The sequence below is a fragment of the Tumebacillus lacus genome (genome assembly GCF_026410385.1).
GTDB classification, from domain to species: domain Bacteria; phylum Bacillota; class Bacilli; order Tumebacillales; family Tumebacillaceae; genus Tumebacillus; species Tumebacillus lacus.
This window is the reverse complement of record NZ_JAPMLT010000001.1, coordinates 226,063-241,628: the sequence shown is the minus strand read 5'-3', so window position 1 is coordinate 241,628 and position 15,566 is coordinate 226,063. Positions and strand designations below refer to the sequence as shown.

At 57.9% G+C, this 15,566-nt stretch carries 17 protein-coding genes; 4 read left to right on the top strand and 13 right to left on the bottom strand.

The genetic code is table 11. From position 1 onward, the window contains the following. Nucleotides 1-56: 56 nt before the first annotated feature. The 5 genes from OS242_RS01305 to OS242_RS01285 form a co-directional block, all read right to left on the bottom strand. Nucleotides 57-1,640: a DEAD/DEAH box helicase gene (locus OS242_RS01305; RefSeq protein ID WP_267149847.1), complete on the bottom strand. Its 1,584-nt coding sequence runs from the start codon at nt 1,638-1,640 to the stop codon at nt 57-59. An 11-nt stretch (nt 1,641-1,651) separates the two neighbouring features. Then, entirely contained in the window at nt 1,652-2,908 is a 1,257-nt protein-coding gene (locus OS242_RS01300; RefSeq protein WP_267149846.1) for a competence/damage-inducible protein A, read from the bottom strand. An 80-nt stretch (nt 2,909-2,988) separates the two neighbouring features. Next, complete coding sequence (pgsA, locus tag OS242_RS01295) at nt 2,989-3,570, bottom strand: CDP-diacylglycerol--glycerol-3-phosphate 3-phosphatidyltransferase (RefSeq protein ID WP_267149845.1); 582 nt, start codon at nt 3,568-3,570, stop codon at nt 2,989-2,991. 1 nt (nt 3,571) lies between these two features. Further along, a complete protein-coding gene (gene rimO, locus OS242_RS01290) occupies nt 3,572-4,885 on the bottom strand; it encodes a 30S ribosomal protein S12 methylthiotransferase RimO (RefSeq protein WP_267149844.1) in 1,314 nt (437 codons plus the stop codon). Between the two features lie 156 nt (nt 4,886-5,041). Further along, nucleotides 5,042-5,533 carry a YajQ family cyclic di-GMP-binding protein gene (locus OS242_RS01285; protein ID WP_267149843.1) on the bottom strand — a complete coding sequence of 164 codons (492 nt, stop codon included), beginning with the start codon at nt 5,531-5,533 and terminating at the stop codon, nt 5,042-5,044. Between the two features lie 218 nt (nt 5,534-5,751). Here OS242_RS01285 and OS242_RS01280 point away from each other — a divergent pair, with 218 nt between their 5' ends. After that, nucleotides 5,752-6,129 carry a hypothetical protein gene (locus tag OS242_RS01280; protein ID WP_267149842.1) on the top strand — a complete coding sequence of 126 codons (378 nt, stop codon included), beginning with the start codon at nt 5,752-5,754 and terminating at the stop codon, nt 6,127-6,129. Further along, the gene (locus OS242_RS01275; RefSeq protein WP_267149841.1) at nt 6,107-6,463 is read left to right on the top strand and encodes a hypothetical protein; all 357 of its coding nucleotides are present in this window, start codon (nt 6,107-6,109) and stop codon (nt 6,461-6,463) included. The genes OS242_RS01280 and OS242_RS01275 overlap by 23 nt, the downstream gene beginning before the upstream one ends. A 63-nt stretch (nt 6,464-6,526) precedes the next feature. On the opposite strand, the gene OS242_RS01270 is transcribed toward OS242_RS01275, so the two are convergent. From OS242_RS01270 to OS242_RS01260, 3 genes are read right to left on the bottom strand one after another with little or no spacing between them, the layout of a single operon-like run. After that, the gene (locus OS242_RS01270) at nt 6,527-7,387 is read right to left on the bottom strand and encodes a helix-turn-helix domain-containing protein (protein ID WP_267149840.1); all 861 of its coding nucleotides are present in this window, start codon (nt 7,385-7,387) and stop codon (nt 6,527-6,529) included. 35 nt (nt 7,388-7,422) lie between these two features. Then, on the bottom strand, nt 7,423-8,199 hold the full coding sequence (locus tag OS242_RS01265; protein ID WP_267149839.1) for a DUF3388 domain-containing protein: 777 nt from the start codon (nt 8,197-8,199) through the stop codon (nt 7,423-7,425). 35 nt (nt 8,200-8,234) lie between these two features. Continuing rightward, nucleotides 8,235-9,260, bottom strand: coding sequence for a type 1 periplasmic-binding domain-containing protein (locus OS242_RS01260; RefSeq protein ID WP_267149838.1), 1,026 nt, complete (start codon nt 9,258-9,260; stop codon nt 8,235-8,237). A gap of 203 nt (nt 9,261-9,463) precedes the next feature. Between OS242_RS01260 and OS242_RS01255 the strand changes: the two genes are divergently transcribed. Continuing rightward, complete coding sequence (locus OS242_RS01255; RefSeq protein ID WP_267149837.1) at nt 9,464-10,627, top strand: MFS transporter; 1,164 nt, start codon at nt 9,464-9,466, stop codon at nt 10,625-10,627. Nucleotides 10,628-10,878: 251 nt separating this feature from the next. Next, the gene (locus OS242_RS01250; RefSeq protein WP_267149836.1) at nt 10,879-11,226 is read left to right on the top strand and encodes a hypothetical protein; all 348 of its coding nucleotides are present in this window, start codon (nt 10,879-10,881) and stop codon (nt 11,224-11,226) included. A 201-nt stretch (nt 11,227-11,427) separates the two neighbouring features. On the opposite strand, the gene OS242_RS01245 is transcribed toward OS242_RS01250, so the two are convergent. From OS242_RS01245 to OS242_RS01225, 5 genes are all read right to left on the bottom strand, one after another. Further along, the gene (locus tag OS242_RS01245; RefSeq protein ID WP_267149835.1) at nt 11,428-11,610 is read right to left on the bottom strand and encodes a hypothetical protein; all 183 of its coding nucleotides are present in this window, start codon (nt 11,608-11,610) and stop codon (nt 11,428-11,430) included. A gap of 70 nt (nt 11,611-11,680) precedes the next feature. Further along, nucleotides 11,681-11,884, bottom strand: a complete 204-nt coding sequence (locus tag OS242_RS01240) for a helix-turn-helix domain-containing protein (protein ID WP_267149834.1) — start codon at nt 11,882-11,884, stop codon at nt 11,681-11,683. A 96-nt stretch (nt 11,885-11,980) separates the two neighbouring features. Further along, on the bottom strand, nt 11,981-12,949 hold the full coding sequence (locus tag OS242_RS01235) for an ABC transporter permease (protein WP_267149833.1): 969 nt from the start codon (nt 12,947-12,949) through the stop codon (nt 11,981-11,983). Further along, nucleotides 12,946-14,010: an ABC transporter permease gene (locus tag OS242_RS01230; protein WP_267149832.1), complete on the bottom strand. Its 1,065-nt coding sequence runs from the start codon at nt 14,008-14,010 to the stop codon at nt 12,946-12,948. Before OS242_RS01230 ends, OS242_RS01235 begins: the two co-directional genes overlap by 4 nt. Before the next feature lie 15 nt (nt 14,011-14,025). Beyond that, the gene (locus OS242_RS01225; RefSeq protein WP_267149831.1) at nt 14,026-15,537 is read right to left on the bottom strand and encodes an ABC transporter ATP-binding protein; all 1,512 of its coding nucleotides are present in this window, start codon (nt 15,535-15,537) and stop codon (nt 14,026-14,028) included. Nucleotides 15,538-15,566 lie beyond the last annotated feature (29 nt).

Sequence of the window (15,566 nt, the reverse complement as noted above, 5' to 3'; positions counted from 1 at the left end):
AACGTTTGTTCGCAAGAAAATGCCCCTGTTTTACACAGGGGCATTTCGGGATGCGTTTATCGTTTGGCCCGTTCGCGGGGGCGGGCCGGTTCGAGGTTGATCCGGGAGCCGTTGATCCGCGACTTGCGCAGTGCTTCAAAAACAAACGGCGCCGACTCTTCCTGTACTTCGACAAACGTAAATTTATCGAAGATGTCGATCTTGCCGATGGCATTGCTCGGGATGCCCGCTTCGTCGGCGATCAGCTTGACCAGATCGGACGGACCGATCTTGGCGCTGCGGCCGATGTTGACAAAGAAGCGCACCATGCCCGGCGCACCGCCGGTCTCACCCCAGTTGTACTCCGAGTCGGATGCCGGTTCAAAGTCTTCACCGCTCGCCAGTTTGAGAGCGGCGGCCGCCAGATCGAGCGGGTCGATCTCGTCGACGAGCCCGGCGAGGATCGCCCGGTACATCGCCAACTTGCCGTCTTGGACGGTGCGCACGAGGCGCTCGCGCCACATCTCGGACTGACGCTCCGCAACGTCGGCGAGCGTCGGCACTTCCCGCGCTTCGATCTGCGCTTTGGTCACGCGCTCGATCAGCTTGAGCATCTTGAAATCAGGCGGCGTGACCAACGTCAGCGCGAGGCCCGCCCGTCCCGCACGCCCCGTGCGGCCGATGCGATGGACATAGGACTCCGGGTCCTGCGGCACGTCGTAGTTGATGACGTGCGTGACGTTTTCCACGTCGATGCCGCGGGCGGCGACGTCCGTTGCGATCAAGATCTCGATGTCGCTCGTGCGGAACTTTTTCATGACCCGGTCGCGCTGCGCCTGGGACAGGTCGCCGTGCAGACCGTCCGCCAGATAGCCGCGCGAGATCAGGGCGTCGGTCAACTCATCGACACCGCGCTTGGTGCGGCAGAAGATGATGCCAAGCTCCACCTCTTCGCTGTCGATCACTCGGCACAGGCTCTCCAACTTGGTGCGCTCCAGCACTTTGTAATAGACCTGCTCGATCAGCGGCACCGTCATCTCGCCCCGGTCGATGGTGACGCTCTCCGGGTCTTTCATGTACCGCACGGAAAGGCGTTTGACCTCCGGCGGCATCGTCGCCGAAAAGAGCAGCGTCTGCCGCTCATCAGGAGCCTCTTTGAGGATCGCTTCGATGTCTTCGATGAAGCCCATGTCCAGCATCTCATCCGCTTCGTCGAGGACGATCGTGCGCAGCTTGTCGAGCTTGAGCGTGCCACGGCGCAGGTGGTCAAGCACCCGGCCCGGCGTACCGATCACCACCTGCACGCCCTGCTGCAGCGCCCGGATCTGACTTTGTATCGGTTGGCCGCCGTAGATCGGCAGGGCGCGGACTTTTTTGTACTTGGCGATCTTGCGCAGTTCGCCTGCGACTTGGATCGCCAGCTCACGGGTCGGGGTGAGGATCAAAGACTGCACGCCTTTGCCCACCGCCGCCAGTTCGATCAAAGGAATCCCGAAGGCGGCCGTCTTGCCGGTGCCGGTCTGCGCCTGACCGATCACATCGCCGCCCGCCAGCACCTTCGGAATGCATTGCACCTGAATCGGCGACGGCTCCTCAAAGCCCATTTCGCTGATTGCCTGTTGAATCTTTTTATTCAAATTCAGATCGAGAAAAGTCGTCATTCGGTCACCAATCACCTTTCGCTATCGTTCTGAATGCGTTGCATCAGATCGTACAGAGCCACTTTGGCGGTGCGCAGACGGAACTGGTGGCGGTCGCCTCGCAGATGATACTCCTCCACCGTCGTCCCGTTCGGACCGGCAACGCCGACAAAGACCAGACCGACCGGCTTTTCTTTGGTGCCGCCCCCAGGTCCTGCGATGCCGGTGACGGAGACCGCCCAATCGGCTCCCGTCGTCCGGCGCGCTCCTTCCGCCATCTGCCGCGCGCATTGGGAGCTGACCGCCCCGTGTTCGCGCAGCACCGACTCTTCCACGCCGAGCACGCCGTGTTTCACGTCATTATGATACGAGACCACGCTGCCCCAAAAAATGTCCGAACAGCCGGGCACGTCGGTGATCATCGTCGCGATCATCCCGCCGGTGCAGCTCTCCGCCGTGGCCATCGTCTGCCCTTTCGCCCGCAGCAGTTTGCCGACCTTCACCGGGAGCGTCTCGTCATCCACGCCATAGATGTACTTTCCGATCCGCTCGCGGATCGCCGTTTCGACCGGCGTGATCAACGCCTGCGCCTCCGCTTCGGTGGCGGCGCTCGCCGTCAAGCGAATCATCGCTTCACCCTCTGACGCATAAGGCGCCACCGTGGGGTTGGTCTGGCTGTCGACGATGTCCTGGATCTTGATCTCCATCGCCGATTCGCCGATACCGTAGGTGCGCAGGTAACGAGAGGCAAAGACGAGGTTTTCCTCGCCCTGCAGCCGGCGCAGGATCGGCAACACTTGTTCTTCGTACATCGGCTTCAACTCAGTCGGCGGTCCCGGCAGCAGGAAATAATGAACGCCATCCCCTGCCACATACTGCCCCGGTGCCGTGCCGCGCGGATTTTCCAGCACAGTCGCGCCTTCGATCACCATCGCCTGCCGCTTGTTGTTTTCAGGCATCTCACGTCCACGATATGTAAAAAGGCTCCGAATATGTTCAACGATTTCATCTGATATATTCATCGACTTTCCAAGACACGAAGCGACAACGTCACGTGTGATGTCGTCTTGCGTCGGACCGAGGCCACCGGAGATCAACACGATGTCCGCCCCGCGCTCTTTGGCCAAGGAAAGCGCCGCTTTTGCCCTGTCCAGATTATCCCCCACGACCGTGTGGTGGTAAACGGAAACGCCGATCTCCGCCATCCGCGTCGACAGATATTGCGCGTTCGTGTTGGCGATCTGTCCCATCAGCAATTCGGTGCCCACAGCCAGAATTTCTGCGATCATCCCCGCATCCGCTCCTTTTGAAAAAATGGTAGCCGGGGAACTTCAGCTCTCCGGCTACCGCAAAGACAATCTAACGACGCTTACACTTCTTGAATCGCGTGTTTGTTTTTGACAAAATAATCGATCCCCGACCAAACGGTGATCACGACCATCGTATACACCATGATCAAATCAAACGGAATGCCCAGAATGGCAAACGGGAAGTTGTTCAGCACGAGCACCGCCACGGCGATGATCTGGAACGTGGTCTTCCATTTGCCCCACTTGCTCGCTGCGATGACGATCCCGCCCGCCGCTGCGACGGCGCGCAGTCCGGTCACAGCAAACTCGCGGGAGATGATCACGATCGCCACCCAAGCGTCGAGCCGTCCCATCTCCACCAAGGAGATCAGAACAGCGGAAATCAGCAATTTATCAGCCAGCGGGTCCAGGAATTTCCCAAAATTGGTCACCATCTTGCGGCTTCTCGCGATATATCCGTCCAGCCCGTCTGTCGCCGAGGCGATGATGAAGATCAGGGCTGCGATCAGATCAGAGACGACCAGCGTATGACCGAGCACCGTAAACTTCCCCAGATTTAAACGGACCAACAAGAAAAACATCACGATGGGAACCAACGAGATCCTGGCTAAGGTGATGCGGTTAGCCAGATTGAACTTCAAACTAGACAGCCTCCCCCGAGAGGTCGAAGTCGTAAGCGTGCGTGACGCGAACCTTGATCATGTCGCCAACGTTCGCATCGCTGTTCGCCACGAAGACCAGCCCGTCGATGTCGCGAGCGTCAAACTGCGTGCGGCCGACGCGGATCTTTTCATCCTCTTCGTCGAACTTCTCGATCAGCACGTCGAGCACTTCGCCGACGTGGCGCGCCTGACGGGCAGACGCCACTTCACGGGCGACTTCCATCAAGATGTTGTGACGGCGTTCCTTGACCGCTTCCGGCACCTGCTCGCCAAACTCGGCGGACGGTGTGCCTTCTTCCGGCGAATAGGTGAAGACGCCGATGTGATCGAACTCGAGGTCGCGGACAAAGTTGCACAGGTTCTCGAAGTCCTCATCGGTCTCACCGGGGAACCCGACGATGATCGACGTGCGCAGCGCGACGTTCGGCACGCGCTCGCGGATCTTTTTGACCAACTTGCGGACGCCTGCCTGATGGCCTGGGCGCTGCATCGATTTGAGGATTTTGTCTTCGGAATGCTGCAACGGCATGTCGATATACTTCGCCACTTTGTCGCACTCGGCGATGGCGGTGATCACCTCGTCGGTGAAGAAGCCCGGGTACGCGTAGTGAAGACGGATCCAGAACTGGCCTTCCACTTCGTTCAGGGCACGCAACAGATCGGCCAGACGACGCTCTTTATAGATGTCGATGCCGTAGTCGGTGGTGTCTTGCGCGATCAGGATCAGTTCCTTGACGCCTTGATCGACCAGCCCTTGCGCCTCGGTGACGATCGATTCGATCGAACGGCTGCGCAATTTACCGCGCATGGTCGGGATGATGCAGAACGTGCAAGCGTGATTGCAGCCCTCTGCGATCTTGATGTAGGCTGAGATGTTGCCCGAGGTGTGAACGCGCGGGGTCGCCTCATCATACAGATAGACCGGGTTGTCTGCGGAGAAATAGCGCGGACGGGAGCCGGTCAGCGACTCTTCGACGAGGTCGGTGATGCGGATGAAGTCCTGGGTGCCGACGATGCCGTCGATCTCCGGGATCTCGTCCATCAGTTCGTCTTTGTAACGCTGCGCCATGCAGCCAGCGACGAGCACCGATTTGACGTTTGCCGTCTCTTTGAGCTGTGCCATGGTCAGGATCGTCTCGACCGACTCCGCTTTGGCGGTGTCGATGAAGCCGCAGGTGTTGACGACAACGACGTCCGCGTCTTCCGGATTTTCCACGATGGTGTAGGCCTCGCCTTGGGCGATGCCCATCATCACTTCCGAGTCCACGAGATTTTTTTCACAACCAAGGGTCACGAAGTGTATCTTTTTTGCGTTTTCTTTTTCGGTGTTTGTAGTCACTTTATCTATATCCCTTCTAGCTGAAACTCTGCATACGTACCACAAGTATAAACGAACGGCGGACAGGGTGTCAAAACCTAAGAAAGGTTCCACCGGGGGTGGAACCTGCGATTAGCGATAGTTGGTGTATTGCAGATCGACGCTCAGGTCGGCATCGCGCAGGAGCGCGATCACCGCTTGCAGGTCGTCACGGCTCTTGCCTGTGACGCGGACTTGATCGCCTTGCACAGCCGCCTGCACTTTGAGTTTCGAATCTTTGATGATCTTTACGATCTTTTTCGCGTTGTCTTGATCGATCCCTTGGCGCAGTTTGGCGACCTGACGCACGGTGCCGCCCGATGCCGGTTCAACCTTGCCGAGATCGAGCGATTTGAGCGAAAGCCCGCGCTTGATCAATTTGCTCTGCAGGATATCGATGACGCTGCGCAGTTTGCCTTCGTCGTCAGAAGCGAGCTTGATTTCATTCTCGCCCAGTTCGATGGAGCTCTTGCTGTTTTTAAAGTCAAAGCGGCCGGTCATTTCCTTGACCGCCTGATTGACCGCGTTGTCCAGCTCTTGCATGTCGATCTTGCTGACGATATCAAAAGATGCATCTTTTGCCATTGTCTGACAACCTCCTCTTGCCCGTATGTACGCTGACAATTATACCATTCCTTACCCGTCTGCGCCAAAAATAAACACCAAAAAATGACACCAAAAAAATTCGACTCCGCACTTTTAATTGTTCGATGTCGGTGTTAGAATACGAACATACATTCGACAGGAACAAACGTTCGCGCGTTCGTGTGTTCGCATTTCGCGTGAAAGGAGCTTGATTCGAGATGGACGCGTCGTTCGACCCTCTCACCTGCGTCAAGAGCGTGCTGGTGATGCACGTGCTTCGCCAACAGATCGAGTCGGACTTGGCGGCGTTGCAAAACAACCTCACCCTGCGGCTGGCTCACAGTTATCAAATGTGGTTGAAAGGCGTGCATGCCCGGCTGCTCACCCTCATCGGCGAACGCAAGCGGGAACTGCGACGGCACAGCGTTCGCATCGTCAAACAACAAAAAAACAGTCTGGATTTCTCCATCGCCTACACATGGAAGGGCTATGAAGTCCAACACTGTTTTTTGCTCGCCGCGCTGTTGGCGGAGGCACAAGAATTATTTACCCGCTATCTAGAAGGAGGTCTCTATGAAGGGTCAAGAACAAATTAGACTGGCACGGGCGCTTTATCAATTGCAGATCTACTTTGCGGCGTTGCGCCTGCCATTCGGGCTTCGCGATCTCTATCGACTCGCCTATGGCGATGATCTCTGGGAGGAGATGCCCGGTGCGACGTGGATCGATCATCTGCACAAAGATCCGACCATCGTCTCGGCTCGGGACGAATTTTATACGCTGTGGACGATCTTTGAAACGCTGGAGAGGTCAGGTCTCAGACTGTTGCTGGAGGTGATCGACGAGGAGACAGCGCGGCTCGGGATCGGCATGGGCGTGATCAAGCCTGGACACTTCCGGCGCAGACCGCCGGATGATCCAAACCGGTAGATCGGGCTGTCTTGCACAGCACCGACCCCGAGGACTGCCAATTGAGGTGTGACTTGCGGGAGGTTACGGTTTGATGTGGAACGCGTAGGTGTAACCGCGCAGTTGCGGTTCAAACGCCACGTTCTGATCGTTGATCTTCATCGTGACACCTTTCGAGTTGCCGGTGAGGACGGCGATGTTTTGGTTCGCCTGCCACGTGCGGGTCTCGCCCGCCTTGACGGTGCCGGTCTCGATGATCTTGCCGTCGGCCGTCACTTGGATCCAGCAGTCGGACGTTGCAGCCAACTGCATCGACATCGGCCCTGTGGTCGTGACGGCGTAGGTGGTGCTGTTGTTCGTCTTTGCCGATTGCTCGACCGTGGTCTTTGGCTTGGGCGGTTCCGGAGCGGGCTGCTGCGCCGGCGCGGGCGCAGGTGTCTGAGCCGGTGCCGGCGCGGTCTCCAGAGGAGCAGCCGGTTGACCCTCCGCCTCTGTCTTGGCCGTTTCCTGCGACTTGCTCTCTGTGTCCTCCGTCTGGTTGTTGCTCACGATCACGCCGTAGCCGATCGCCAGCACCGCCACGACGGCGACCACCGCGACGATCTGCGGAAACGCGCGCGACCCGAGCAGCGACGGACGAGCATTGGTCAGGCTCGCCTCCCGCTCCTTTTTGACGCGAGTGCTGCGCATCTCTTCCGGCGGCGGCGACTGCACGTCTGCCGCCAAGCCGTGTTGTTCGAGCAGTTCCTGCCCGTTCACGCCCAGATATTCGGCGTAGCTCTTGATGAAACCGCGCGCATAGACCATCCCGGGAAGTGCGGACAGGTCGCCCTCTTCGATCGCTTCCAGATACCGGCTGCGGATCTTGGTCGCCTGTTGCACTTCCTCAAGGGAGCAGCCCTTTTGTTCACGCAGTCGTTTCAGCTCGTTTCCGATCTCTTGCACGAACATACCTCCTTCGAAGACATGGCTGACTTTGGTTAACTGATATCGAAGGATGAGAATCCGGTCGTGATCATCTGGTACGAGATCTCCTCATCCGGGTTGTGGCGCAGTTCGATAATGCGGTCGAAATGCTCCCAACCGAACTCGGTCTCACGCACAAAGATGTCCGGGTGCTCGATCACCTTCGGAGCGTCCAAGCGCATGATCTCGCGCACCAGCGAATGATGCTGCTCGTTGGAGCGCAGTGTCGAGACGATGCCGTCGATGATGTAGACCATGTTCTCGGTCGCCATCTCATCTTCTTCCAGCCGATAGCGGATCGTCTGACGCAACAGCGTCGAAGACACAAACGACCAGCGTTTGTTCGCATAGACGCTGGCTGCGACGACCGACTCCGTTTTGCCGACGCGCGGCATCCCTCGAATCCCGATGACCTGATTGCCTTCCTTTTTTAGTAATTCCCCCAAAAAATCGACAAGGATTCCCAATTGGTCTCTGGTAAATTTATACGTTTTCGTGTTCTCTTCCGAACACTCTCGTTGAATGAACACTCCGTGACGCAAAGCCAAGCGATCGATCAGCGTCGGCTGGCGTAGTGCAGTGACGGTGATGTTCTCCACTTTGCGCAGCATCGAACGCAGCGCGGGGATCTTTTGGCGATCATCCGTCTGCAGGAGAAAGCCGCGATTTTTATCCTCCACCCCGCTCACGGTCAAGATGTTGATCGAGAGCATACCCAGGAGCGACGCGACGTCGCCGAGCAGACCCGGGCGGTTTTTGTGGATGTGATATTCGAGATACCAATCCTCCAAAACGTTCAACCCCTTTTCTTTTCCGCTGTCCGATTTCAATCGCGGCGCGCCGAGAGGAAGCTCTCCGGCTGGACGCGTCCGGCAGCAAGCAGTTCTTCGATCTGTTCAAGACGGGTCGCCAACCCTCGGTCGGCAAACAGTTCCGGCAGCCGCAGATCATACTGGTTTTTTTGTTTGAGAGCGGCGGTCTGATCGCCTGCCCATCTGCCTGAGGTCAGCACGCCCGCCTCTTCGCCGATCATCGAATCCAGCACGGTGGCCGGCAGGGCGGCGACCCGCTCTTGCAAAGTGATCGGACGGCTGTCCTGATCGGTGCGGATCAGCACCATCCCCTTGCTGCGCATCGCGGCAAACGCCGACTCCGGCGCAGTCCGCTCCGTGCTGTCGAGGAAGATCAACCCCCGTCCGCTGAGCTTTGGCTGCGGAGTTCGGGGTTGCGTGCCCGTCCGTGAGCTCTCCTGCTGCGGGGCAAACGCAGAGGCCGGCACCTGCACCGGCGCGTCCTTGCGGCCGCCGTAGATCACGCCCGCGAGGATCATCTGCCAGTCCGGGTCGGTGGCCGGACGGACTTTGTCGACGAGCACCGTAATCGGCTCGCTGGACTGCTTGTTCGCTTCAGCGGCTAAAAAACCGGCGAGAAACAGCAGTTGTTTGCGCTCCAGTGCCACTCGGCGCACGTTGGTTCCTTCTGTTGCACCTTCCCCTGCCACGGCAAATCGCAACTGGGGATGCTTGGCGGCGACATCTGCGAGGTTGTCGACCGGCGTGCCCAGCACGACCAGATCAAGACCTTGCATCTGTGCGGTCTGTTCCAAAGCGGCTGCTGCCTCCTCAGGTTTGACAAAGCGAACCTGCGCGGTGACAGACTTCTCCTGTGCTGTTTTGTTGACAGCCGCTTGCAATGCGTTGTTTTCTGCTTCGTCGCCCGCCGCTGCGATCACGGCGAGCGACCATTTCGTTTCCTTGGATTCTAGATGATCGAACGTCGGCTTGTGACACCCGGTCATCATAACGGCGATGAGCAAGGCGGCTAACAGCCCTCGTCCTGTATATGTTTTCATGACGGAATCAAACACTCCTGCTTACAGTATCAAGCTTTAGTATAACATACCCCGCGCGGGAGATGAGGATTTTTCCATAGTAGACTGCTTTCTGGTCGGGAAAGATTAGAACTGTACATTCTTCGACGAGGAGGAGGCGATCGGCCATTCGCATCGCAGAAGTCCATCGGGAACCGCTGCCTAAGGACGGAAAGTGGCTCTTGATGATCAACGTGCTGTTTGCGGGAGCGAGCGCCCTGTCGAACACGTTTTTGAACATCTATTTGTGGAAGTTGCTCAAGGATCTCGAACAGATCGCGATCTTCAATTTCTACATCTTTGTGTTCACCGCAATCGGTTTTGCGGTCGCCGGTTGGCTGGCCAAACGATCCGACCGGCTGTACACGTTGCGGCTCGGAATCGGCATCCTCGCGCTGTTCTACGTGCTGATTCTCTTGCTCGGAGCCCGGGTGGGCTCCGTCTATGCCTGGCTTGGCTGTCTGCAAGGATTTGGCGCGGGCTTTTACTGGCTGTCGTTCAGTGTGTTGGTGTTTGAAGTGACCGAACCTGAGACGCGCGATCAGTTCAACGGTGCCAACGGGTTTCTCGTCGCCGTCGCGGCCGGTGTCGCCCCGTTGCTCGCCGGGCAGGTGCTTTCGATGTTCGCCGATGTCGGGTACCGGATTTTGTTCATCCTCTCCTTTTCTTTTTTCTTGGCTGCCGTCCTGATCACGTGGTGGCTGAAACTGCGCTCAGGACCTCCTCTTTATGATCTGTACGCAGGGTTTCGTCCGGAAGAACATCGGGCACTGTGGCAACGAACGCTGACTGTCGCCCTGCTGATGGGGTTCCGCGAGGGGACACTGTATTTTCTGCCCTTTTTGCTGGTCTTTCTCGTCACGAAAAACGAGTTGCTGGCCAGCCGCTATCTGCTGCTGACGTCGGTGCTGTCACTGCTCTCCTACTACTTTGTCAAACGGTTTCTCACGTTTGAGCGCCGCAGCACGTTTGTCACCGTCGCCTCGTTTGCGCTGGGCGGGTCTGTGTTGCTCCTGTTGTTCCAAGTCAACACTTTCTCCCTGTTTGTGTTCGGCATCATGAACTCGCTGTTCACGCCGATCTTGCTCGTGCCCTACTCCTGCCTGACGTACGATGTGATGGGCCGCCTGCCGCAAGCGGTGCATCGCAAGGTGGAGTATCTGGTCATCCGCGAGGCGGCTGTCAATCTGGGACGCTGCCTGTCGATCCTCGTGTTGATCGGGGGAGCTGCGTGGTTTCAGGATGCGCTGGCGATTCGCACATCCTTTCTGCTCGTCGGGGTCACCGCTGTGATCGCGATGTTTTTCTATCGACGCTCCTTGGAGGAGTATCGAGCCTGCTCCAAATAAAAAAGGAACTTCGCTCTGACGAAGTTCCTATTTTTTCTTCTTTTTTGCGGCCCGCATCACGAAGACGAACGACAAGACAACGAACAGGATAAACAAAAACGCCATCGAAAAATCTGCACCCACCACTCTGCACTCCCCTCTGTTTGTCTTCTGCTCCCCATTGTATCAAAAACTTTCGCTTGTAAAAACAATTCCTGTGCTATCATGAATATACATAGTGTATCCGACGGTCAAGGTAAGGGGAGTTGCAGATGGCACACGACCATTACAATCAATCGAAGTACACGAGTGATCAAGCTCTCTATCAGCTCGACTTTTACCTGAGAGCGCTGGAGTTGCCTTTTTCCGTAAAGGATCTCTACCGCAAAGCCTATCAAGAACGGCTCGGTCCGCATTACAGCGACGAGTGGCTGGATGATCTGGAACACGATCCGGACGTGCAGGAAGGCATGAGCGAACCGTTCACCACCCAGACGATCATCGAGACACTGATGCAAAACGGCCACGAGTCGATCGTGCGGGCTCTGCTGCGCGAAACGCGCAACTTGGGCGTCGGCTTTACGCAGGCGTATATCATTCGCACCAACAAATGGCGTTGATTGCGGACAGAAAAAAGCCGCCTGGCTCTCGGCACACGGCGGCTTTTTCGTTACCGGTTGCGTCCGCGACGGCGGTAAGTGATTAGCCACGCGAGCACGCCGACCGTCGCGGCGATCGTCAGCACCCAGATCCCGTTGGCTGTCCACCACATGGAAGGCGGCATGACATCTCCTCCTTTTGCGAATGGCTTTCTCAGCGCCTCAGTCCAGATGGCGGCTGAGTTCTGACAAGAATCGCTTGATCGTGTCTTCCGTTCCCGGTTCGAAGTCGGCGTCGAGGTTTTCATATTCTTTCAGATCGCTTTGCAACACATCGACCAGTCGCTTCACATCGGTGATCGGGACCTCGTACAGGTTGATTACTTTCAACGCATCAGAACGCACAAACAGGCACCTCCGCTCCGTTTCCTTTTAGGATGCGCGGAAGGTGCCTGTTTTAGTGATCGAGTTCCTTTTATTGCCCCAACTCCGGCCAGATCTCTCCGACCGGCAGTTTCAAGACTTTGGAGATCTTTTGGGCGATGTGCCGCTTGGGCACGCTGTTATTCTGTACCATGTATTCGAGAGCCAACAGCGAGACGCCCGTTTGCTCCGCCACTTTTTGCAGGGTTAATTTTTGCTCTTGGACCAAATGCTCCAGAGATTGAGTCTGTTTCACGCGCCAATCTCCCTCCTTTTCCTTCCATTGTACCACAGCCGCACAGAAAAAGACGGAGAGAACGCCTCTCCGTCTTTTTTCCTGTGCCTGTAAAATTTAGCGGCTGCCTTTTTGGTACGGCTTGCCGTTTGCTGCCGGAGCTTCGGCACGACCGACGACACCTGCGAGTGCGAGGATCGTCAGCAGATACGGCAGGGCGTTGAGCAGTTCGCTCGGAACGTACGCGGTCAGGCCGAGGACCTGTCCGGACACACCGAGTGCCGTTGCAAAGCCGAAGAACAGCGCAGCACCGAGCGCGCCGCTCGGATGCCATTTGCCGAAGATCATCGCCGCCAACGCCATGAAGCCGTGACCGGAGACGGTCGCGTGCTGGAACGAGGAGGAGATGGCGATCGACAAGGCGCTGCCGCCGATGCCGGCCAAGCCCCCGGAGATGATTACCGCCATGTAGCGCATGCGGCGAACGTTGACACCGACGGTGTCGGCAGCTGCCGGATGTTCACCGACGGCGCGCAGGCGCAGACCGAACGGCGTTTTGTACAGAACGTACCACGAGATCGCCACGAGGATGATCGCGAGGTAGGTCAGCGCGTAAACGTTGAAGAAACCAGGCCCGATCAGCGGGATCGAGCTCAGTCCCGGGATTGCGAACTTGGAGAAGGCGTGCTGAACGGTGGTCGTCTGCCCCGCCCCTTCGAACAGTTTCTTGACCATGAACATCGCCACGCCCGCGGCGAGGAAGTTCAAGGCGACACCGCTGACGACTTGGTCGGCGCGCAGGTCGATGGAAGCAAACGCATGCAAGAGGGCAAACAGCATACCGGCCACCATCGCCGCCAGCACGCCGAGCCACGGCGCAAGCGCCGGGGAGATCCCCATCCGCTCACCGGTCCAGATCGTGACGACGGCGGCGGTGAACGCACCGATGACCATCAGGCCTTCCAGTGCGATGTTGACCACGCCGGATCGCTCCGAGAAGACGCCGCCCAGCGCGGTGAAGATCAGCGGCGTGGCATAGATTAAGGTGCCACTGAAGATCGTGATCAGCATATCGATCATGCTCATTTTGCTTGCACCTCCCGACGACGGCGCAGATAGCCGAGTACCGATTGGACAATCGCCGAAGCGGCGACGAAGTAGATGATCATCGAGATGACGATGCGGATACTTTCCGTCGGGATGCCTTCCACGCGCTGCATGTTGTCAGCGCCGAAGGACAGGCCGCCGAACAGCAGGGCACCCAGGATGACGCCAAACGGATGGTTGGTGCCGATCAGCGCGACGGCGATGCCGTCAAAGCCGATTCCGGTAAAGCCGGCGGAGATGTTCATGTAGCCGTAGACACCCAGCGTGTCGGCCGCACCGCCTGCACCGGCCAGCATGCCGGAGATCACCATCGAAAGGATGATGTTCTGCTTGACGTTCATCCCGGCATACTCGGAAGCGTGCGGGTTGAAGCCGACGGCGCGCAGTTCGTAGCCACGGGTCGTCTTCCAAAGCAGGAACCAGACGACGAGAGCCAAGATCAGCGCGATGATCAAGCCCCAGTTGACGCGGGCCCCGTCGAACATCGTACGTAAAAACTCGGAGGTCAAGGACGCGGACGGCAGGATGTCGGCCGTGCGCTCGCCTTGCCCTTTGAGGAAGTTGCGGATGATGTAGTTGGCGCTGAACAGCGCGATGTAGTTCAGCATGATCGTGGTGATGACTTCATGCACGCCAAGGCGCGCTTTCAGCCAACCGGCAAATCCGGCGTACAGACCGGACGAGATCATCGCCACCATCACAGCGGCCAGCGCGTGCAGGCCCGGCGGCAGATCCCAGCTCATGCCGACCCACGCGGCGGCGAGCTGGCCGATGATGAACTGACCCTCGACGCCGATGTTGAACAGACCGGTGCGGAACGCGAACGCGACTGCGAGACCGGCAAAGATCAGCGGCGTGACAGCGCGCAGTGTCTCGCCCAAGAAGTACTCGCTGCCGAAGATGCCTTGGAAGATCAGGTTGTACCCGAGGATCGGGTCATAGCCCATCAACAGCATCAGGACAGCCCCGAACAGAATGCCCAGCACGACCGCGATCACCGGAACGAGAAACGCATTCCATCTGGATGTAGAATTGTTCATCTGCGTCTCCCCTCCTTACGACTTTGCGCCGCCGGCCATCATCAGGCCGAGTTGGTCGTGGTCGGTTTCTTCCGGATTCACGATCCCGACGATGCGGCCTTCATAGATGACCGCGATGCGGTCGCTGACGTTTAAGATCTCGTCCAGTTCGAGCGACAGGAGCAAAACAGCTTTGCCCGCATCCCGCTGCTCGACCAGCTTTTTGTGAATAAACTCGATGGCACCGACGTCCAGACCGCGGGTCGGTTGCGCGGCGATCAGCAGGTCCGGGTTGCGGTCGACTTCCCGCGCGATGATGCCCTTTTGCTGATTGCCCCCGGAGAGTGCCCGTGCAGGCGTGTCTTCGCTCGGAGTCCGCACGTCGAACTGTTTGATCAGCTTGCGAGCGTATTCGAAGATCGCGTTCCGTTGCAGGACGCCCGTTTTGGCGAACGGGGACTTGTAGTACGTTTGCAGCACCATGTTCTCGCCGATGGAGTAGTCCAGCACGAGACCCCGTTTGTGACGGTCTTCCGGGATGTGTCCGACACCGCGCTCGGTGATCTTGCGCGGCGGTTGATTTTGAATCTCAGAGCCGTTCAGCTTGATCGAACCGGTCTTGGTCTTGCGAAGTCCCGTGATCGCCTCGATCAATTCCGACTGGCCGTTGCCTTCGATCCCGGCCACGCCGAGGATCTCGCCGGCCTTGACCTCCAGCGACAGACCGCGCAGCGCGTCGACACCCCGGTTGCCCTCGACGATCAGGTCGCGAATTTCCAGCACCGGCCCTTTCGGCTGCGGCGGCGTTTTTTCCACGGTGAACGAAACGTGGCGGCCGACCATCTTGGCGGCGAGGTCATCGACGTTGGTCTCGTTGATCGAGACGGTGTCGATATACTTGCCGCGACGGATGATCGTGACGCGGTCGCAGATCGCCATGATTTCTTTGAGTTTGTGCGTGATGAAGATGATCGTCTTGCCCTCGCGGACGAGATTTTGCATGATCTCCATCAACTCTTTGATCTCCTGCGGCGTGAGAACGGCGGTCGGCTCGTCGAAGATCAAGATCTCCGCGCCCCGATACAGCGTTTTGAGAATCTCCACGCGCTGTTGCATGCCGACGGAGATGTCTTTGATTCGGGCGCGCGGATCGACTTTCAAGCCGTAGCGCTCAGACAGTTCCGAGACTTTTCGCTCCGCTTGTGCGATATCGATCTTGAGACCCTTGGTCGGTTCGACGCCGAGCACGATGTTTTCGGTGACGGTAAACGGCTCAACCAGCATGAAGTGCTGATGCACCATGCCGATCCCGAGGTCGTTGGCCATGTTCGGGTCGGTGATCTTGACCGCTTTCTCCCGGATCTTGATCTGGCCTTCGTCAGGCTGATACAGACCGAAGAGAATGTTCATCAGGGTCGATTTCCCCGCCCCGTTTTCGCCGAGCAGGGCGTGGATCTCGCCTTTCTCCACAACCAGGTTGATGTGATCATTTGCTGTAAAGCCGGCAAATCGTTTCGTGATTCCCAGCATTTCGACTACTGCTGGCACAGGCCTTTCCCCCCGTTTTCCGTGCCTTT

Excerpts from the sequence above, each read along its gene's own strand:
- OS242_RS01305 (WP_267149847.1), bottom strand. The coding sequence starts at position 1,640 with ATGACGACTTTTCTCGATCTGAATTTGAATAAAAAGATTCAACAGGCA.
- OS242_RS01300 (WP_267149846.1), bottom strand. The coding sequence starts at position 2,908 with ATGATCGCAGAAATTCTGGCTGTGGGCACCGAATTGCTGATGGGACAG.
- OS242_RS01285 (WP_267149843.1), bottom strand. The coding sequence starts at position 5,533 with ATGGCAAAAGATGCATCTTTTGATATCGTCAGCAAGATCGACATGCAA.
- OS242_RS01280 (WP_267149842.1), top strand. The coding sequence starts at position 5,752 with ATGGACGCGTCGTTCGACCCTCTCACCTGCGTCAAGAGCGTGCTGGTG.
- OS242_RS01275 (WP_267149841.1), top strand. The coding sequence starts at position 6,107 with ATGAAGGGTCAAGAACAAATTAGACTGGCACGGGCGCTTTATCAATTG.
- OS242_RS01260 (WP_267149838.1), bottom strand. The coding sequence starts at position 9,260 with ATGAAAACATATACAGGACGAGGGCTGTTAGCCGCCTTGCTCATCGCC.
- OS242_RS01255 (WP_267149837.1), top strand. The coding sequence starts at position 9,464 with ATGATCAACGTGCTGTTTGCGGGAGCGAGCGCCCTGTCGAACACGTTT.
- OS242_RS01250 (WP_267149836.1), top strand. The coding sequence starts at position 10,879 with ATGGCACACGACCATTACAATCAATCGAAGTACACGAGTGATCAAGCT.
- OS242_RS01235 (WP_267149833.1), bottom strand. The coding sequence starts at position 12,949 with ATGAGCATGATCGATATGCTGATCACGATCTTCAGTGGCACCTTAATC.
- OS242_RS01230 (WP_267149832.1), bottom strand. The coding sequence starts at position 14,010 with ATGAACAATTCTACATCCAGATGGAATGCGTTTCTCGTTCCGGTGATC.